Origin of the sequence: Sutterella sp. KLE1602, from assembly GCF_001578585.1 — a bacterium.
In the GTDB taxonomy this organism is placed as follows: domain Bacteria; phylum Pseudomonadota; class Gammaproteobacteria; order Burkholderiales; family Burkholderiaceae_F; genus Sutterella; species Sutterella wadsworthensis_A.
In genome coordinates, this window is sequence record NZ_KQ968580.1 from 1 (window position 1) to 17803 (window position 17803).

Consider the following 17803-nt stretch of genomic DNA (forward strand, 5'->3'; position numbering starts at 1 on the left):
CAATCAGTGAGAACTTTGGAGGCGAACTTGGTCATAAAGGAGGATCCTCCAACATTTCAGGAGAAAAATTCTCCTGACGTGTTATTCGGTTGGAATTTCGGCTTACATTCGCTTGAAGATGAGCGACGTGTTGATGCCGCCGAAGGCGAAGTTGTTGCTCTGGACGAACTCGGTGTCGATCCTGCGCTCCTTGCCCGTGATGTAGTCGAGTTCGCCGCATTCGGGATCAATGTCGGTGAGGTTGATGGTCGGGCTGAACCAGCCTTCGCGCATCATCTCGATGGCAAGCCAGGCCTCGATCGAACCGCAGGCGCCGAGCGTGTGGCCGAAGAAGCTCTTGAGGGATGAGACGGGCGTCCTGTTGCCGAATAGCGACGCCGTGGCGTTCGACTCGGCGCAGTCGCCGCGCGAGGTGGCGGTGCCGTGGGCGGACAGATAGCCGATGTCGGAGGGCGCGAGGCCTGCGGTCCTGAGCGCCTCCTCCATGCAGATGCGCATGGTTTTGCTGTTGGGCTGCGTGATGTGGGTGGCGTCGCAGTTCGTCGCAAAGCCGACGAGTTCGGCGTAGATCCTGGCGCCGCGCGCGCGCGCGTGCTCGAACTCCTCGAGCACGAGCGTGCAGGCGCCTTCGCCGATCACGAGGCCGTCACGGTTGGCGTCGAAGGGACGCGGCGTGAGCTCGGGCTCGTCGTTGCGGGTGCTGGCGGCAAAGAGCGTGTCGAAGACCGCGACCTCGGAGGGGCAGAGCTCTTCGGCGCCGCCCGCCACCATGACGTCCTGATAGCCGTGGCGGATGGCCTCCCAGGCGTAGCCGATCGCCTGGGAGCCCGACGTGCAGGCGCTCGGCGTCGGGATGACGCGGCCGGTGATGCCGAAGAAGAGGCCCGTGTTGACGGCCGTGGTGTGCGGCATCATCTGCACGTAGGTCGTGGCGGTGATGCCGCGCGTATTGCGGTTGACGATCATCTCGCCGAAGTCGGCCACGGCGCGGGTGCTGCCCGTGCAGGAGCCGTAGGCGATGCCGGTGCGGCCGCTCTTGATGACGGGATCGTCGATGAGGCCCGCCTGTTCGAGGGCGAGTTCGGTCGCGCGGGTCGAAAGAAGCGAGACGCGGCCCATCGAGCGGATGCGCTTGCGCGTGTAGTGCTCGGGCAGCGTGAAGTCGAGGACGGGCGCGCCGAGCCTGGCGTTGAGGCCCTCGATGTCGTCCCATTCGTGCATGCGGCGCACCGCGTTCCTGTGGGCGAGAAGACCCGCCTTGACCGTTTCCCAGTTCTGGCCGAGCGACGTGACGCCGCCCATGCCGGTGACTACGACTCTGCGCATCAGATCATGCCTCCGTTGACGTTGATGACTTGGCGCGTGATGTAGGACGCACGCTCGTCCATGAGGAAGCCGACGACGGCCGCCACCTCCTCCGGGGTGCCGATGCGCTGCATCGGAATCATCGCCATCGCGTGCTCGCGGGCGATTTCGTTCATGTCGACCATGCCCGTGTCGATGAGGCCGGGCGCGACGCAGTTGACCGTGATGCGGCGCTTGGCGAGCTCGACGGCAAGCGCCTTCGAGGCGCCGATGAGACCCGCCTTGGCGGCGCTGTAGTTGGTCTGGCCGCGGTTACCCGTGACGCCCGAAACCGACGACATCGTGACGATGCGGCCGCCCTTGCGGGCCCTGACCATCGGCATGACGACCGGATGGATGACGTTGTAGAAGCCGTTGAGGTCGACGTCGATCACGCGCTTCCAGTCCTCCTCCTCAAGTGCGGGGAAGGCGTTGTCGCAGGTGACGCCTGCGTTGAGGACGACGCCCCAGTAGGCGCCGTTGGCCGCGATGTCGGCCTCGATCGCCGTGCGGGCGGCCTCAGTCGAGCCCACGTCGAAGAAGAGCGTGCGGACCTCTGCACCCGCCTCTTCGCAGAGGCGGACGGTCTCGTCCATCTCGGCGGACGGCCTTCGGCTGTTGAGAACGAGCGTGTGCCCCGTGCGGGCGAGCTCGACCGCGCACGCGCGTCCGATGCCGCGCGAGGCGCCTGTGATGAGAACGGTTTTCTTGTAGTCGGTCATGATCCGTTTTTGAATTGACTTTCAGTATGAGGGTGAATTATGCCGTCAGACGGCGAGAAGCGAGTCGATTTCGCTCTCAAGCGGCTGGAAGACGGTGAGGCGTCCCGAAGCGACGGCTTCGCCGTTGCACGAGACCGTGCCCTCGAAGACCGCGAGACGGTCGTCGAGCATCATCTTCGACATAGTGCAGACAAGAGTGCCCTCGCCTCTCCTGACGCAGCGCTCGATCCTGATGCCGCGCACCGAAAGCAGAAGCCCCGCGTCGGCCTTCCTGTCGCCCACGTGCACGACGGTAAGATCGTCGTGCACGTGCGACCAGATGCCGATCGTCTGGGCCATCACCTCGAGGAAGAAGGCTTCGGGCAGCTCTCCATCGGGACGCCAGTGGGTGGCGAAGACGCCGTCGGGGTCCAGATCCGCCTCGGTCGTGACATCCGCCTCGCCCACGCTGACGACGCGGGTGATGACGCACATGGGCTTCCTGTGCGGGAGATAGCTTTCCGGATCAAGAAATTCGGTTTGGGTGGTTTCAGACATGGATTCGTGCCGTTCAGGAAGTCGGTTCGAAGATGAGGGCCGTGTTGCTGCCGCCGAAGGCGAGGTTCATGCTCATGACGGGGCCGGGCGCAATGAGCGCGGGTTCGCGCAACACGCCCGAGAGCGGAAGCGTCTCGTCGGGCGTCTGGCCTTCGGAGAACTGGGCGGGGAGCTTCAGGCCCCCGTGCATCAGTCCGAGCACGAGCAGCCCCGCGTCGGTGACGCCTGCGGCGCCGAGCGTATGGCCCGTATAGGTCTTGGTGGACGACATGGCGGTGCGCCCGCCGAAGACGCGGTTCATGGCGGCAAGCTCGGAGGCGTCGTTCTGCCCCGTGCCAGTGCCGTGAAGATTCACGTAGACGATGTCGTCGGGCGTGAGGCCCGCACGCGAGAGCGCGCCGCGCACGGCCGCCTCGGCGCCCCTGCCCTCGGGTTCGGGGCTCGACATGTGGTGGCCGTCGGAACTCTCGCCCCAGCCCGAAAGCTTCACGGCCGAGGGACGGCGGGTGAGAAGCATCAGGCCTGCGCCCTCGCCGATCGTGATGCCGGGACGATGGTCCGTCAGGGGACGCGTGCGCTCGCCCGCGAGCACGCCCAGGGCGTGAAAGCCGTTCAGGGGCATGTCGGCGAAGGTGTCGGCTCCGCCCGCAATGACGGCGTCGGCCAGCCCCGCCTCAAGAAGGCGGGCTGCGCTGATGATGGCGCGGGCCGAGCTCGTGCAGGCCGTCGCGATCGTGTAGGCGGGGCCCTTCGCACCCACAAATGATGCGAAATCGCGCGAAGGAGCGCCCATTTCCTGCCATTCGCCTGCAAAAGGCGGCATTTCCGAGCCGAACTTTCGTGCCTTCCACCAGTCGGAAAATTCCTGGGAGCCCGAGGTGCTCGTGCCGAGTACGACGGCGATGCGCTCGTCCTCAAAGTCCTTGAGGCGGCTTTCGAACTCGGTCTTCCGGAGGTTCCAGCAGGCCCTGAGGAGCCTGTTGTTGCGCGAGGACGGCGGATTCGTGTCGGGAAGATCGATCGTCACGCGGCCGAACGGAGCCTCGAACCCGTCGACGGTGCGCACGAGGGGTCCCTCCATGCCGGGCGCGCGGCCTTCGGCCAGATTGGCAAGAATGGCGTCGTCTTCGCCGAGTGCGTTGACGAGCGACAGGGCTTCAACATAAACCGTCACTGGGCTTTCTCCTCGTCGGGGCCGGGCTTGTCGGCGGTGGAATCGGGAACGGCGGGATCCTCGAGATAGCGAAAGGCGATCGAATACCCGAAGGCCTCGTGCCTGAGGCTCGCGAGCCTGGGGCCGCGGGGCCCGTCGGCATACGTGAAGCGCTCGATTTCGGCGCCGTCGCCGTCGACGAGCGTTCTCGATTTTTCCTCAATCCTGAGATGATAACCCGAAGGAAGCGTCGTCCACGCTTCGGCGGGGAGCGTGCCCATCAGAATGTCGGCGACGATCTGCTCTGCGCGAAGCTCCTTGGGGAGCGGCACGTAGTTCGTCGACACGAGCATGGTGCCGTCGTAGGTGACGCTCATGAGGGCCATGCCCGTGAGGGTCATCACGTCGAGCGACATCAGGCCGCCGCGGCAGGCCCTGACCGTGAGAAGGCGCTCGGTGCGCCCGTCGCGGACCGCCGTGAGAATGGCGTTTTCGGTCATGTCGGCGCCGCAGGGACTGTCGGGCAGCGCGGCGCGCACGCCGGGCTTGACCCAGAAGAAGAGTTCAGGCGACTCGGGCTCCGTGGCGCAGCCCGTGAGCATGAGCGCGGCGGCCAGCGCCGCAAGGCCCCTGAAAGAAGCGGACGTCATCGTGGACGCTCCTCCCTGTATGTGTTCCGTCTTGTGATGAGGCGCGTGGCGGGCGCAAGCAGGAAGGCGAAAAGAACGCCCGCCGAAAGCACCAGGCCGAAGCTTCGCACGGCCGGCGTCTCGCTCAGCACCAGAATGCCGAGCGAAAGAAGCGTGCTTCCAAGCGCAACCGCCATCGCATGAAGGACGTGGTCCCGCGGCTCGTCCGCGGATCCCGCGCCTTCCTCCGAATGAAAGAAGATCGTGTAGTCGACGCCGATCCCCATGACGAGGATGAGCGCGAAGAGACTGAAGAGATTGACGGGCGTGCCCGTGATGCCCGCAGCGGCAAGGCCCGCAAGCAGGCCGCCCGCGACGGGCAGCGACGCGACGAGCCCGAGCCTTGCGCCAAAGAGCTTCACGAGCATGAGTCCGAGCACGGCGAGTCCTGCGGCGATGAGCCCCGTGAGGCCGAGGCGGAAGGCCGAAAAGAGTTCCCCGAAGTCGGCGCGGCGGTTGAGCCAGTAAACGCCGTCGATCCCGGCCGCAGCTGCAGCGGCAGCCTCGGCCGCATTCTTTCCGGCCGAGAGCGTCACGGGCACGAGGATCACGACGCCCTCGGACGTGCGGGCAACGAGCGAGCGGTAGTTGTCGCCCAACGGGCCCGCCAGCCATGACGCAAGCTTCACGGTCCCGTAGGGCGTGCAGCCGGATCCCTCACAGGGCGGCGCGAGCTTTGCCGTCATCGAGGGCTCAGCAGCCTTCATCGCGGCAAGGGCCTTTTCCTGCACGTCAAGGCTTCTGAGGGGCACCATCACGGGACGCGAAATAAAGCCCTCTTTTTCCAGTTCATGAAGCTTCGGTCGCAAGAGCTCAAGCGTTTGCACCGCCTCGTCGGGGGTTTTGCCCGTGGCGGCGAACCACGTCTGGGAAAAGCCGATGCCGAGAAGCGAGGAGATCACCTTCTCTTCTGCGGCAAGTCTGACGGGCGGCGTCTGCAGGGCCGAGAGGTCGTCGTTGACGCTAAGGCGCGCGACGCCAAAGACCGATACGCAGGCAAAGAGGACGAGGAAGGCCTTCGTCCAGAGGCGCCCTTGCGTCCATGCGTCCGCGTAGGCCGAAAGCAGGCTTCGGGCGGGCAGAGGACGGACGGGGAAGCCTTTGACGAGGAACGGGAACCAGGCGACGACCGTGAGCCAGGCGCCCGCGAGTCCGCAGACCGCAAAGAGCGCGAGCTGCCTGAGGCCGGGGAAAGGCGCGGCGAGCATGAGCGCATAGGCCGTGACCGTGGTGAGGAGCGCGTGCAGGAGCGAGGGCCTCAGGTGCACAAGCGTGCCTGCGGGCGTTTCGATCCCGCCCGCCCAGCGGCGGCGCATCAGATAGTAGGTCGTGTAGTCGGCCGAGATGCCGATGAGGCTCAGGCACATGACGAGCGTGACGGCATGGAGCGACCCGAAGACCGCCAGCGTGGCGGCCGTGCCGCAGAGCGCGCCCGCCGAGACGGAAAGCAGGCAGAGGAGGACGGGCCTGAAGCTTCGGAAGGCGACGAAGATGAAGACGGCGAGGAGGACGCAGGAGAGCGAACCGAGACGCTTCATGTCGCCCTCGGCCTGAGAGGCCGCGTGATGGCTGTAGTAGAGAACACCCTGCCCTGCGATGGCGGCGTCGGGACGTTCGGACAGAACGGCCCTGCGGATGTCGGCCTCGGCGGCGATCCAGGCCTTGAGCCCGTCGCCCGAGAGCGCGGACACGGGCACGCGGCCCGTCAGCAGGCGCCAGGAGCGCCCGTCGGAATCCTTTGCGGTGATCCAGCCGTCGTCGAGCGTCGGCATGCCCCTGCCCTGAGACATCATGACCGAACGGAGAAGAAGCCACGGATCCGCACGCCACTCGTCGCCGGTGACGCCTGCGACGGGACTGTAGAGCTGGCCGAGCATCCACCTCAGGTGACCCTTTGCCTTGTCCCCGAGAAGTCCCGAGACGGTCTTCTCGTCGAGCAGTCCGAGGACGTCCCGCCTCATGGCCTCAAGCCAGATCCTGCGGTCCGCTTCGTCCATGCGGCCCGAAAGCGACGTGACGAGCTCGCGCTCCCAGAGGCTTCGGACGAATTCGTCCGCGGCGCCGGGGTTCGATGCGTCCTCGCGGACGGCCCAGATCACGCGGTCGGCGATGCCGCGCGTGGCGGCCTGAGCAAGTTCTCCCGTCCTTACGTCGGCGGAAGAGGACGGCAGCAGATCAAGAATGTCGGTCGAAAGGGCGCCCTTCGGAAAGCCGATGACGGTGAGCGCAAGAATGAGAAGGATGCACGCGGCCCAAACCAGCGCAGGCAAGGTGCCTGCGGGTTGCGTGAGCCTGTCGATGAACCGCGTCCTCCTGCTCATGATCCTCTGGTTATTGTTCGGTTTTCTTCACGTCGTCCGTGACCGCGGGCTTCGCCTCTTCGGACGCCGCCTCGGCAGGTGCATCAGCCGGTGCATCGGACGCAGGAACGTCCTTCACGGAAGGTTCGCTCACGACGGCTGCCTGAACTTCGGTGGTGCGTTCCTCTTCGACGGCGCTCTCGGGCTGTACGACTTCGGGCTGTATGTCGACAGGCGCTGCAGCGGGCGCGGCGGATTCGGCCTGAACGGGCTGAGCGGCCTCGGCAGTCTCAGCCTTTTCAGCAGCTTCTGCAGTTTGAGCGGCTTCAGCGGCAGCGGCGCCTGCGGCTCCGGCAGCGGCGGACTTGCCGAAGGACGGCATCCACTTCTTGTAGTCAACGCCCTTGATCTTGTCCATCTTGTCCTTGAGGTTGAGATTTTCGATGCGGCCCTTGACGTCGAGCCTTTCAATCCTGCCCTTGACGTCGAGGTTCTCGATCCTCTCCTTGACGTTGAGGTTGTCGAGCTTCTCCTTGACGTTGAGGTCCGCGATCTTTTCCTTCACCTTGAGATCCGCAATCCTCTGCTTGACGCGAAGGCCGACGATCTTGTCCTTCATGCCGGAGAAGAAGGAGGGCTTTTGAGCCTCGGGAACGGCGGACGCATCGAACGCGGCGTCTGCGGCTTCACCACCCTCGGCAGCCTGAGTGGCCTGGGCGGCCTTGACGGCGGCCTTCGCCCTCGCCTTTTCCTCGCGGCGCTTCGCCATCTTCTCCCTGATGCCGTCGAAGATCGAACGGCGGGAGGTGTTTCGGGCCGCATGCCGGGCGGCGCTCGCGGCGGCTTCGGCGCGGGCCTGCGCGATGATGGCGGCGCCTTCGTCCTCGTCGATGTCGTTCGTCGCCTCGCCTCGTGCGACCGCCTTTTCGTGGCGAACCTGAGCGCCGATGCCGAAGACGTCGGCCACGGCCTCACCGAGGCTTTCGGAGGCGATCTGGGTGTCGTTGAGGATGCGGGTGTGTTCGTCGGACGGCACAGCCCTGAGGTTTTCGGGGCTGGCGACGCGCACGATGATGCGGCAGTCATGCTTGAGTTCGCGCGCGGCCGCAAAGACGGTCTTGTTGAGGACCATGTCGGAGGACGGCAGCACGAGGACCTCGGCATCGACGAGATGGCCCTGGACGAGGAGCGCGGGGTCGGACGGATTGCCGACGATGGCCGAACCATGCTTGTAGGAGTCGACGACCGCGGCGGTCGTGTCGCTCATCACGAAGCAGGTGAAGTCGATGCCGCGGGCCTCGAGCCTCGGCAGGAGCGCGAGTACGACCTCGTTGACGCCCGCGATGAGCACGTGCCCCTTGATGGTCTTGGGCTCGACGGAGGCGAGCGGCGAGACGCGTTCGGCCATGCGCGCAAAGAACGGACGGCGGGAGACGAGGAGCTTCCTCACGTGCGGGATGGCAGTGAACATCAGCGGATTGAGCGCGATCGTCAGAATCGAGGCTGCCACGACGATGCTCATCGTGCCCGGCGTCGCGATCCCGAGCGCAATGCCCTGGCCGCAGAGAATGAAGGAGAATTCACCGAGCTGCGAGACGCAGGCGCCCATGACGAGGGCCGTGTCGAGCGGCCAGCCCAGAAGCAGCACGAGCGCGGCCGTCACGCTGCTCGTGATGCACATGATGATGAGCATCACGGCGATCACGGCCCAGGGTTCGTTCACGAAGACGTACGGGTCGAGCATGAGGCCCACGGAGATGAAGAACAGCACCGAAAACGCGTCCTGCAACGGCAGGCAGTTGCGGGCCGCACGGTGCGCAAAGCTAGACTCGCGCATCACCATGCCAGCGAAGAAGGCGCCCAGAGCGTAGCTCACGTTGAAGATCGCACCCGCGCCGTAGGCGATCCCGATGGCGATCGCAAGCACGCAGAGCGTGAAGAGCTCGCGGGAACCCGAGAGCGCCACGCGCTGGAGAATCCACGGGAAGAGACGCTTGCCGACGATGAGCATGCCGGCCACGAACACCGCGACGCCGAGCAGCGTCTTGGAGAGCGAGATGACGATGAGCCTCGGATCAACGGGCCCCTCGCCCTGCGTCACCTGCGCGACGAGCGGCAGGCACACCATGATGAAGACGGTGACGAGGTCCTGCACGACGAGCCAGCCGATGGCGACCTGGCCGCTCGGCGTGACGGAAAGCTTGTGAAGCTCAAGGGCCTTCATCACGACGACGGTCGATGCACAGGAGAGCGTCATGCCGAAGACGATCGCATTGGGAAGCGCCCAGTCCCAGGCAAGGAGCGCGACGGCCGTGCCGGCGGCGCCCGATGCGGCCATCTGCAGCATCGCGCCCGTGACGGCCACGCCCTTGACCTTCACGAGGTCGGCGACCGAGAAATGCAGGCCCACGCCGAACATCAGGAGCATCACGCCGATTTCGGCGAACTGCTCCGTGACGACGCGGTCGACGTTGGGAAGGAGCGGGAAGAGGCCCACGGACACGCCCGCGATGATGTAGCCCACAAGCGTGGGGGTCTTCAGGAAGCGCTCTGCAAGCCACCCGAAAACAAGCGCAAGCCCGAAGCCCGTCACGAGCGTGGTGATGATGGAAAACTGATCGGTCAAGGCCGCTTCTCCTCTGGTCTGTCCAGTCTGGTCCGTTCCTCTCCTCTCCGTTCCGTTCCGCTGCGCGGGGCGGGCACTTTGCACGGAGGGAAAGCGTTTAAGTCTACTCTTCCAACGGGCACTCCGCCTCAGCGTCGTCCCGAAGCGACTCAGCAGGTTCGAAAGCTTGAAGCTTGAAAAGCCTCGTCGCTTCGACGATATCGAATTCAGGCCCCTTTCACGATCCTCACGTTGGAGAGAATCATGTCGGTCACGTTGTCGTTAGAAGGAGACATTCTGATCGACTCAACGTATTCCGAGCCCTTCAGCGTCACGGTGCCGAGAATGCGACCGAGAGCCTCGTCGCGGGCCCTGAGCGTGATCGTCCAAGCGTCGGCGGGCTTTTCGCCGCCCACGAGCGTGAAGTCGAAGGCGTCCCGCAGCGCGGCCGCGTCGAGCCTCATCACGGACGTGAGAAGACGTGCGGCGGAAAGAACGGCGGGATGGGTTTCGGCCTTCATCACTTCGGGCGCCTCGTCCTCGTAGCGGATCGTGAAGACGCCGTCTTTGAGCGAGACCGTCTGTACGAAAGGCGTCTTCTGGACCCAGGAGAAGGCTCCGTCACCCGTGAGCGACAGCGTGCCCGTGCTCGTGAGCGTGCGGCCCGCGGCGCCTAGGGTGCGCTTCTGCGTGAAGTCGGCCTCAAGCGAAGTGAAGTCGTTGAGACGCTTCGCGAGCGCCTCAAGCCTTGCGGCGTCCTGCGTCTCAGCGGCGCCTGCGGTCTTGAACCAGATGAAGGTGAGGACCAGTGCCGCAATGAAGAAGACGGCGAATTTCTTGATAAAGCGGATCACCTGCGATCCTCCTCATGCCAGAAGTCGTAGAAGTTGAACCATTGGGCGGGATGCTCGAGCGCCTCGGCCTCAAGCCTCTGCGCCCAGAGAGAGGCCAGGCGCGAAAGTTCGGCCTCGCGGCCGCGCCTCGGGAGCTTCACCTCATCCGCAAAAGGCTCGCACTTGATGAGAATGCGGTTCCCTTCCCTCACGGCAAAGAGCGTGACCACGCCGCACTTCAGGAGCGACGCGAGGATGAAGGGACCGGCGGGAAACGGCGCCTCACGGCCGAGAAAGTCCGCCGTGACGGACCGGTCGCCGCGCGTGAGCGCATCGTTGGGCGTGCGGTCGGCCGCGATTGCGACCCATTCGCCGCGCTCGATGGCATCCTGGAGCATCGAGGCGGTCTCGACGCCGAGACGGTCGACGGCGATCACGTGGCGCGAGGCATCGGGGGCAACGGCCTCGAGCATCGCCTTGAACCTCGGCGCATGACGGTCGAATATCAGCGCCCAGACGGGCACGGCCCTGTCGTGCTGGGCGAGCGCACGAGTCGCCTCGGCTACGCCCAGATGCGAGACGAGCACGAGCCTGCCCCTGCCGTCGGGCGTGGGCTCGCAGAGAAGCCTGCGGCTTTCCTCGTCGGCGAAGTCGACGTCGCGCGCGAGCTTCAGGCCGCCCGCCCATGCGGCAAGACGGTCGAGCATGCTCGTGGCGAAGGCTCTGAAGTGGGCGTGCCCCGAGACGGGGCGAAGCACAAGACCGAGCGCCTCCCTGCGCTCGGCGACGCGCTCGAGAAAACGGTCGCTCGCCTCACGGGCACGCGTCCCCGTGAGCCTGAAGATGAAAGCAACGGGAGTTCCGATGAGCGCAAAGAGAGGCCTGCCCCCGATCCTGTAGAGAAGCCACAGCAGCCTGAGCCCCCACATGCCGCGACGTTCGGGCGTGGTGCTCCAATGCTCCCCGCCTTCCCTGCCTTCCTTCGATTCGGCTTCGGTCATCTCTTCTCCTCAGACGGGTTCGCGGCGGAAAAGCCTGCGGATGCGGGCGGGCCACCAGAGCGGGCTTTCGATGAAGAGGCGCGCGTGCATCTTCGAGATGCGCACGTTGTCCTCCCACATGCGGAAGTTGGACCTGCCGCCCTCGGGATAGATCACGCGGCTGCGGATGAAGCGCACGGGCAGGCCCCGCCAGTAGAGGCGGACCATGATTTCGGTATCGAAGTCCATGAAAAGGCCCACGGGACGGCTTTTTATCACGGCAAGCGTGTCGGCGACGGGATAGACGCGGTAGCCGCACATGCTGTCGACGATCTCGAAGCTGAGCGTTTCGATCCAGACCCAGACGTGCGTGACGTAGCGGCCGATCAGGCGCTTCTTCGGAACGGACTCGTCGTATTCGGGACGCGCCGACCAGAGGACGCCGGGATGCCTGCGGGCGGACTCGAGGAGCGCGGGGGCGTCCGCGAGGTCGTGCTGGCCGTCGGAGTCGACCTGAAGCGCATGCGTATAGCCCTCGGAGACCGCATGTTCGAGCCCCGTCAGAAACGCCCCGCCCTTGCCTCGGTTAACCTCGTGGCGCAGAAGCGTCATCTCGGGATGCAGGGCGGCAAGCCTGTCAAGCTCGCGCGCACTCTCGGCATCACTTGCGTCGTCGACGACGATGACGGGAAGCTTCAAGGGCGCAAGGCCCTCAAGCACGCCCCCGAGGGTGAGCCCGTGGTTGCGGCTCGGAATGATGACGACGGGACGAAAGTCTGACATGACGCCGTCCGTCACCTGAAAATGAACGCAATGCGTCCGCGGCTTGCGGGCACGGCCTCGCCGTCCTTCTCCTTTTCAAGGGAGAACGACGCGCCGAGACCGTCCTCGGCGGGCTTGAAGGCAAGCTTCACGAGGAGCGCGTCACCCGGACGCAGGGGCACCGTGAACTTCATCTGGGGAATGGAGGCGATGCGCAGGGGCCTCCCGGCCCATTCGGCTGCCAGCGTCTCGACGAGGTTGAGCTGCACGACGCCGGGCAGAATGGCCAGACACGGAAAGTGCCCGTCGAAGACGGACATGCCCTCGCTCAGCACGAGGCGGGCCTCGATCGAGGATTCGGTTCGGGAGAGCACCTCCAGGGCGCCCTTCAGTTCGTCAGCCATGTGTTGTCTCCTTGTGTTCGAAGAGTTCGGCAAGCATCGGCACGACCACCTTGCCCTGAGCGTCCGTCGGCCAGTCGGCGACGTGGCGCCAGAGGCGCGGACGAGCGAGCGGATCGAGCCTCCCGGCGAGCGCCGCCGTCGTCTCGATGCGGTTGGGACAGCGCCCCCGCCAGCCCGGCGACGTGCGCTCGCAGACGACGGCGCCGATCACGGTGCGGCCCGCCTGCTTCACGGAAAGCGCTCGAATCTCAAGCCCCAGAGCTTCCTTCACCACGCGTTCGATTTCGATGAGCGAGAGTCGGATCTCACCGATCTTGACGATGCGGTCGCGACGGCCGAGCAGCCTGAAGACCTTGTCGGAGGACATCTCCAGACGGTCGTCGAGCAGGATGCTGCCTTGGGGAAGAAGCGGCGAGGCAAGCCTCCAGCCCTGCTCCGTCTCCTCAAGTCCGCCCTCGTCGATGAGCGTCCAGGCGGGATTCATGCGTCCCGCGTCGTGCCTTCTCGAGGCGACGACGCCCGTTTCGGTGCTGCCGTAGATTTCGTGCACGGCGACGCCCGTCCAGGCGTGCATGCGAGAGAGCGCCTCGTCGTCGAGCACGCCCGCGGCCGTCAGGCAGAAGGCGATGCGGGGGCGTTCGAGCGCCGTGTCGAGCATCCTCATGAAGGTGGGCGTCGTCACGAGCGCGACGGGACGGTCGAATTCGAGAAGCTGTTCCTGATAGACCGTGCGGGCGTCGGCGACGGGCGTGCCCGTCGTCATCGCCATCCAGACGGCGAAGGTGAGGCCGTAGAGATGCCTCGGATCCACCGTGGCGGCGATCACGGCGCCCTCGAGATGACGGCCGAAAAGCCTTTGCGTGATCACGGCCTCGCGGCTCATGAGGCCGACGGTCTTTTCAATGCGCTTGGGCGTGCCCGAAGAGCCCGACGTGAAGAGTACGAGCGGCCTTTCCGCCTCGGGCGCCCTGAGTTCGGAAGCCGGGCACGGATTCTCGGCGAAGTCCGCGACGAGAGCGGGCTTCGGGAACGACCTATGCGACTCCGTCGTGAGGACGGCGTCGTATTCGTCTGCGAGCGTCTCGTGCATGGCGCCGCGGCCCGCAAAGAGCACGGGCACGCAGTCCCTCCAGAGGACGGCCGAGAGGAGCACCGCGAAGTTGTGCGCCGCATCGGCGTCAACGGCGATGCGCGAGCCCGCAGGCATGTCTGCGAGTGCGGCGGCAGCGACCGAGACCCTGCGCGCCAGTTCGGCGCGGGTCGTCACGGCGCCGTCCGCATGGACTGCGGCGGGCGCCTCTGGCCGGCCTTCGAGCCAGCCTGCGACGGGAGAACACTCGGCTTCAGACATGCTTGACAAGCTTCCTGTAGAGATATTCGCCGCCCATGAGGCAGCCGATGGCGACGTAGCTCAGGCCCCCGTTCCAGAGGGCCCAGAGCGTCAGGTCGTCCGCGAGGATCGTTGCGACGGCGATGCTGCCGTTGACGACGAAGAAGCCGCACCAGACGGCCGTCACGCGTCGCGTGTAGGCGACGCCTTCGGGCGGCAGGGGCTTGCCGCGCAGGCCGAGGCGCGCCAGACGCTCGACGACGGGCATGCCCGAAAAGAGCGAGGCGCCGAAGACGGAGAGGAGCGAGGCGTTGACGAGGACGGGATACCAGAGCATCCAGTCGGCCTCGTCGAGAAGGGCCGCCAGGCCCACGAGCACGAGGCCCGCAGCCGAAAGAAGGCGGCCGCTGCGGGCGGTCTCGCCGCGCCCCGCAAAGGCGAGCGCGAGCCTCACGCCGAGCACGCAGGCGGTGCCCACCAGCAGCAGCGTCATCAGGCCGTTCGTCACGGCGTAAAGGACGAAAAACGGCCAGACCGCCATGACGGCGGCCGTGACCGCATTGAGAATCGTGCCCGTCATCAGGCGCGCCGCTTACTTGGCGGCTTCGCCGTTCTGCTGCGAGAAGTCGTAGATGACGTCGACGACGTCGCCCACCGTGCGCACGGACTTGAAGGCCTCGGGCTTGATGCGCTTGCCGATCATGTTCTGCAGGTGCACGATCATGTCGACGGCGTCGATGCTGTCAAGGTCGAGGTCCTCGACGAGGCGGCTTTCGCGGGTGACGCCTTCGGTGTCAACCTCGAAGAGATCGCCCATCACGCGGACGATTTCGTCAAACAGTTCTTCCTTGGTGTAGGTCTTCTCCATTTCTTACTTCTCCTCGGTGCGGTTTTCGCGGATGAAGGCGGCCAGCGAGGCGACGCTGCGGAAGTGTGCGCGCACCTCCTCCGTTTCGCCCGAGAGCGAGACGCCGAAACGCTTCTTGACGGCAAGGCCGAGCTCGAGGGCGTCGACGGAGTCCAGACCAAGGCCTTCGCCAAAGAGCGGAGCGTCCGTCTCGATGTCTTCAGGGGTCATGTCTTCAAGGTTTAGGGCCTCGATGATGAGGGCCTTGACTTCGTTTTCCAGATTGTTCATCAGTTCTTCATCCGTTGAATGAGGGATTGGTTCGCAAGCGCCGTCGCTTTCTGCGCAGCGCGTCAATTCTGCCGGCGGCCGCGCGCCTTTCCTTCGATCTCGTCCTCGCGGCCCGCGGCCTTGAGGAGTTCGCGGCGCATCGCCTCGGTGAGCCTGCGGCTCGCCAGTGAGTAGCCGTCCTCGCCTTCCCTCAGGTAGTCCTTCGGATCGATCATGCCCTCGAAAGTCAGGCGGATCGACGGGCGAACGGCGGGAATCTCGTACCACTGCGTGTCCTTGTTGAGCCACGCGTGGGAGCTCCTGATGTGCACGACGGCGAGCCTGCATCCCGTGCGCAGGGCCGCATGGGCGACGCCGCGCTTCAACTTCATCGGGACGCCCGCGCGCGTGCGCGTGCCCTCGGGGAAGATCAGGATGTTCTCGCCGGCCTCAAGCCTGCGGGTGATCTCCTCAAGCGTTTCCAGAGAGCCGTCGTTTGACATGTAGTCGGCCGCACGGATCACATGCTTGAGGAAGAAATTATGCCTGAGCGACGCCTTCACGAGACAGTCCATCTCGGGGAGCATCGAGGCCGTGAGGACGTAGTCGAGAATCGTCGGATGGTTGGCGACGATGATCGTTCCCCTGAGGGAGCGCATCTGTGCGAGGGACTCGCGCTCAACCGTCATGACGGCAAGCCGGTTCATCGTGCGCGCAAAGAAGTCGAAGCTCCTCGCGATCATCGCGCGGGCCTTGAGGCGGCGCGCCACGGGATCTCCGACCGTGAGCCTCAGATAGGGAAAGTACGTCATCGAGAGGCCCAGGCCCCCGAGTCCGAAGATCACCCAGCAGAGCCCCGTCTTGAGACGGCGCCACTCGAAGGCGAGCCTGCCTTCGGTGCGTTCGGCCTTTTCCTGCGTCACGGCGGCCTCCATCACGCACGCTCCTACTCGAAGCGGGTGGCGGCGCCCGACGTGACGAACGCGGACCTTTCAGACGCAAGGCCTGCGGCGAGCTGGAGAGAAGCGGGAAGCACGGGCTCGGCCTGCTTCAGGGAACGCGGCGTCATCGTGACGCCCGCGCCTTTCTTCAGGAGCCAGGCGGTGGCGTAGAGCGCATCGCAGGGGCGCGACTCGAACGCATCAAGAAGCGCCCCGGGCTGACAGTCGTCGAAGTCAACGACGGCCACGCAGTCCATGCCGTCTGCGAGCATGCCCGCCGCCTCGACGAGCGCCATGTGAAAGCTTTCGGCGCCTGCGGCGACGCTCGAGGCGGGCGCGTGCACCCGTCCCTCGATCGTGAACATGCCTGCGGCGGCGTTGTGGACCGACATCATGAAGTCCGTGGGCGACGGCGGCTCGCCCGCCGAAATCGCGTCGAGGATCTTCACGCCCCTCACGGTCTCGCCGTGGCGGCTCGAGAAGATCCAGGCCTTCGCCTCGCCCGCGCCCTCAAGTGCAAGGGCTGCCTCGCAGGCAAGCCTTGCGCCCGGACTCATGCGGCGCGCCTTCATCATCGGAAGCCGCTTCGTGAAGGCGAGCGGCGCGTCGGGAAGCCCCTCGGGCATGCCGGGGAGCGCAGCCTGCGCCCATGCGCGGAGGTCCTCGCCGGAGGAGAGCCCCTGCGCGAGCACCACGTGGGAGGCAATGTCGAAGTCCGTCATCATCAGGCCTTCTTCTTGCGGCAGACGAGGAGCGTGTGCTCCATGCCGAGGCCGTCGTGGACGCGTTCGATCTCGAAGCCCGCGGCCTCGACGAACACCTCGAACTCGTCGTAGGGATAGAAGCGGCTCGTGCCGTTGGCGAGCGCCGTGAAGTAGAGCGACATCGCCGCAAGGCAGGCGTCGGCCACGGGGAACGGCTGACGGCCGATGAGCGGCTCAAGAATATAGAGGACCGCATCGTCCTCCATCGCGGCATGCGCCTTCTTCAGAATGGAGACGATCTGCGACGGGGAGAAGCAGTCGAGGAACTGGCTCATCCACCAGGCCTTCGTGCCCGTCTTCGGGAACGGCTGGTCGGAGAGGACGTTCATCGGATGCGTGGTGACGCGGGAGGCGAGGCCTTCTTCGGCCATCACGCGATCGACGGTCTCGCACTGCTCGGGCAGGTCGATGACGGCCACGCGGATGTCACTGCGCCAGGCGCAGCAGGAGCGGGCCCACTTGCCGGTGTTGCCGCCGACGTCCGTGATCGAGTCGATCCCGTCGGTGAAGACGAGCGGCAGCGCCTTGGGATAGGCCTCGTCGGAATAATGGTGGTCGAATTCGAACCAGCTCTCCTTCGCGCGGCCCGGCAGCTTCTGGATGCCGGGATAGATCGTCGGCCAGTCGCCGAAGACCTTGAGGCCTGCGGGACGGGACTCCCTGAAGGAGTCGGTGAGGCCTCCGAGGCCCTCGTAGCAGACGTCGCGCGTGAAGCGGAAGTTGATGCCCACGTGCAGGTCGTTGACGAAGAAGATGCCCGTGTTCGTGAGCGAGAACCGGCCTTCATCCGACCGCTGCGCCACGCCGAATCGCACGGCGACCTCAAGGAGCGACCTGGCGGCGTAGTCGCTGCAGGGCGACTTTTCACAGAGCGCCTCAAGCGTGAGGCCTTCTGAGCCAGCCTCGTCGAGCGCCCTCATCATTCCAAGGTCCGTCATGGCGCAGAGCGCCTGGAAGACGAAGGGAGAGACGGCAAGACGATGGGCCTCGTTGAGGGCTTCAAGGGCCGGCGTGCGACGGGTCTTTTTGATGGACTCTTTCATAGAAATTCGAAATTCGGCGCGGGAACCTCTGTCTTCAGACAGGGGAGGAAGCGCCGTCCTCCTTTCTAAGTTCGGTTAAATAGGTGCTTCTCTTTTCGAGAAGCGTTTGGCGGATACCCGCAGGTTCCGCTGACACGGCCCGAAGGCCGGTTGACATCCTTCGCCAATGTTGGAGGGGGTCTGGTACCTGCAACACCGCTCCGACCTCTCAGAGCTTTTAATTGCAGGCCGCAGTGCGTGGAACCAGGATGTACATCCCACGGTGCCTGTACATTCCCA

The 17803-nt window shown here is 65.4% G+C and carries 18 protein-coding genes; all 18 read right to left on the reverse strand.

All coding sequences use genetic code 11. The features are described from left to right. Nucleotides 1-102: 102 nt before the first annotated feature. The 18 genes from HMPREF3036_RS10745 to HMPREF3036_RS10830 all read right to left on the reverse strand — a co-directional run bounded on the left by HMPREF3036_RS10745 (nt 103) and on the right by HMPREF3036_RS10830 (nt 17524). A complete protein-coding gene (locus tag HMPREF3036_RS10745) occupies nt 103-1326 on the reverse strand; it encodes a beta-ketoacyl-ACP synthase (RefSeq protein ID WP_369818391.1) in 1224 nt (407 codons plus the stop codon). Beyond that, entirely contained in the window at nt 1326-2066 is a 741-nt protein-coding gene (locus HMPREF3036_RS10750; protein ID WP_062334387.1) for a 3-ketoacyl-ACP reductase FabG2, read from the reverse strand. The genes HMPREF3036_RS10745 and HMPREF3036_RS10750 overlap by 1 nt, the downstream gene beginning before the upstream one ends. A 45-nt stretch (nt 2067-2111) precedes the next feature. After that, nucleotides 2112-2603, reverse strand: coding sequence for a hotdog family protein (locus HMPREF3036_RS10755; protein ID WP_062334389.1), 492 nt, complete (start codon nt 2601-2603; stop codon nt 2112-2114). Between the two features lie 13 nt (nt 2604-2616). Continuing rightward, on the reverse strand, nt 2617-3777 hold the full coding sequence (locus HMPREF3036_RS10760) for a beta-ketoacyl synthase N-terminal-like domain-containing protein (protein WP_062334390.1): 1161 nt from the start codon (nt 3775-3777) through the stop codon (nt 2617-2619). Continuing rightward, nucleotides 3774-4406 (reverse strand): DUF3261 domain-containing protein, encoded by a 633-nt coding sequence (locus HMPREF3036_RS12170; RefSeq protein WP_062334393.1) that lies wholly within the window; start codon nt 4404-4406, stop codon nt 3774-3776. Before HMPREF3036_RS12170 ends, HMPREF3036_RS10760 begins: the two co-directional genes overlap by 4 nt. Next, entirely contained in the window at nt 4403-6766 is a 2364-nt protein-coding gene (locus HMPREF3036_RS12175) for an MMPL family transporter (RefSeq protein ID WP_062334395.1), read from the reverse strand. Before HMPREF3036_RS12175 ends, HMPREF3036_RS12170 begins: the two co-directional genes overlap by 4 nt. 10 nt (nt 6767-6776) lie before the next feature. After that, nucleotides 6777-9371: a cation:proton antiporter gene (locus tag HMPREF3036_RS10775; protein ID WP_062334398.1), complete on the reverse strand. Its 2595-nt coding sequence runs from the start codon at nt 9369-9371 to the stop codon at nt 6777-6779. Between the two features lie 206 nt (nt 9372-9577). Further along, on the reverse strand, nt 9578-10204 hold the full coding sequence (locus HMPREF3036_RS10780) for a LolA family protein (RefSeq protein ID WP_062334401.1): 627 nt from the start codon (nt 10202-10204) through the stop codon (nt 9578-9580). Then, nucleotides 10201-11184, reverse strand: a complete 984-nt coding sequence (locus HMPREF3036_RS12000) for an LpxL/LpxP family acyltransferase (RefSeq protein WP_062334404.1) — start codon at nt 11182-11184, stop codon at nt 10201-10203. The genes HMPREF3036_RS10780 and HMPREF3036_RS12000 overlap by 4 nt, the downstream gene beginning before the upstream one ends. A 9-nt stretch (nt 11185-11193) precedes the next feature. Further along, nucleotides 11194-11946, reverse strand: a complete 753-nt coding sequence (locus HMPREF3036_RS12005; RefSeq protein WP_062334406.1) for a glycosyltransferase family 2 protein — start codon at nt 11944-11946, stop codon at nt 11194-11196. Between the two features lie 11 nt (nt 11947-11957). Further along, on the reverse strand, nt 11958-12329 hold the full coding sequence (locus tag HMPREF3036_RS10795; RefSeq protein ID WP_062334409.1) for an ApeI family dehydratase: 372 nt from the start codon (nt 12327-12329) through the stop codon (nt 11958-11960). Then, the gene (locus tag HMPREF3036_RS10800; protein ID WP_062334412.1) at nt 12322-13680 is read right to left on the reverse strand and encodes an AMP-binding protein; all 1359 of its coding nucleotides are present in this window, start codon (nt 13678-13680) and stop codon (nt 12322-12324) included. Before HMPREF3036_RS10800 ends, HMPREF3036_RS10795 begins: the two co-directional genes overlap by 8 nt. After that, nucleotides 13673-14239, reverse strand: a complete 567-nt coding sequence (locus HMPREF3036_RS10805) for a COG4648 family protein (protein WP_062334415.1) — start codon at nt 14237-14239, stop codon at nt 13673-13675. Before HMPREF3036_RS10805 ends, HMPREF3036_RS10800 begins: the two co-directional genes overlap by 8 nt. A gap of 12 nt (nt 14240-14251) precedes the next feature. Beyond that, nucleotides 14252-14527: an acyl carrier protein gene (locus HMPREF3036_RS10810; RefSeq protein ID WP_062334419.1), complete on the reverse strand. Its 276-nt coding sequence runs from the start codon at nt 14525-14527 to the stop codon at nt 14252-14254. Nucleotides 14528-14530: 3 nt separating this feature from the next. Next, on the reverse strand, nt 14531-14797 hold the full coding sequence (locus HMPREF3036_RS10815) for a phosphopantetheine-binding protein (protein ID WP_062334422.1): 267 nt from the start codon (nt 14795-14797) through the stop codon (nt 14531-14533). Nucleotides 14798-14859: 62 nt separating this feature from the next. Then, entirely contained in the window at nt 14860-15711 is an 852-nt protein-coding gene (locus HMPREF3036_RS10820; protein ID WP_062334425.1) for a lysophospholipid acyltransferase family protein, read from the reverse strand. 11 nt (nt 15712-15722) lie between these two features. After that, nucleotides 15723-16442 carry a beta-ketoacyl synthase chain length factor gene (locus HMPREF3036_RS10825; protein ID WP_062334428.1) on the reverse strand — a complete coding sequence of 240 codons (720 nt, stop codon included), beginning with the start codon at nt 16440-16442 and terminating at the stop codon, nt 15723-15725. Then, a complete protein-coding gene (locus HMPREF3036_RS10830) occupies nt 16442-17524 on the reverse strand; it encodes a methyltransferase (RefSeq protein ID WP_062334431.1) in 1083 nt (360 codons plus the stop codon). The genes HMPREF3036_RS10825 and HMPREF3036_RS10830 overlap by 1 nt, the downstream gene beginning before the upstream one ends. Nucleotides 17525-17803 lie beyond the last annotated feature (279 nt).

What these genes read in the sequence shown, in the direction of transcription:
- HMPREF3036_RS12000 (WP_062334404.1), bottom strand. Translation starts at nt 11,184, where the DNA reads ATGACCGAAGCCGAATCGAAGGAAGGCAGGGAAGGCGGGGAGCATTGG.
- HMPREF3036_RS10750 (WP_062334387.1), bottom strand. Translation starts at nt 2,066, where the DNA reads ATGACCGACTACAAGAAAACCGTTCTCATCACAGGCGCCTCGCGCGGC.
- HMPREF3036_RS10805 (WP_062334415.1), bottom strand. Translation starts at nt 14,239, where the DNA reads ATGACGGGCACGATTCTCAATGCGGTCACGGCCGCCGTCATGGCGGTC.
- HMPREF3036_RS10810 (WP_062334419.1), bottom strand. Translation starts at nt 14,527, where the DNA reads ATGGAGAAGACCTACACCAAGGAAGAACTGTTTGACGAAATCGTCCGC.
- HMPREF3036_RS12175 (WP_062334395.1), bottom strand. Translation starts at nt 6,766, where the DNA reads ATGAGCAGGAGGACGCGGTTCATCGACAGGCTCACGCAACCCGCAGGC.
- HMPREF3036_RS10825 (WP_062334428.1), bottom strand. Translation starts at nt 16,442, where the DNA reads ATGATGACGGACTTCGACATTGCCTCCCACGTGGTGCTCGCGCAGGGG.
- HMPREF3036_RS10830 (WP_062334431.1), bottom strand. Translation starts at nt 17,524, where the DNA reads ATGAAAGAGTCCATCAAAAAGACCCGTCGCACGCCGGCCCTTGAAGCC.
- HMPREF3036_RS12005 (WP_062334406.1), bottom strand. Translation starts at nt 11,946, where the DNA reads ATGTCAGACTTTCGTCCCGTCGTCATCATTCCGAGCCGCAACCACGGG.
- HMPREF3036_RS10755 (WP_062334389.1), bottom strand. Translation starts at nt 2,603, where the DNA reads ATGTCTGAAACCACCCAAACCGAATTTCTTGATCCGGAAAGCTATCTC.
- HMPREF3036_RS10745 (WP_369818391.1), bottom strand. Translation starts at nt 1,326, where the DNA reads ATGCGCAGAGTCGTAGTCACCGGCATGGGCGGCGTCACGTCGCTCGGC.
- HMPREF3036_RS10800 (WP_062334412.1), bottom strand. Translation starts at nt 13,680, where the DNA reads ATGTCTGAAGCCGAGTGTTCTCCCGTCGCAGGCTGGCTCGAAGGCCGG.
- HMPREF3036_RS10815 (WP_062334422.1), bottom strand. Translation starts at nt 14,797, where the DNA reads ATGAACAATCTGGAAAACGAAGTCAAGGCCCTCATCATCGAGGCCCTA.
- HMPREF3036_RS10820 (WP_062334425.1), bottom strand. Translation starts at nt 15,711, where the DNA reads ATGGAGGCCGCCGTGACGCAGGAAAAGGCCGAACGCACCGAAGGCAGG.
- HMPREF3036_RS10795 (WP_062334409.1), bottom strand. Translation starts at nt 12,329, where the DNA reads ATGGCTGACGAACTGAAGGGCGCCCTGGAGGTGCTCTCCCGAACCGAA.
- HMPREF3036_RS12170 (WP_062334393.1), bottom strand. Translation starts at nt 4,406, where the DNA reads ATGACGTCCGCTTCTTTCAGGGGCCTTGCGGCGCTGGCCGCCGCGCTC.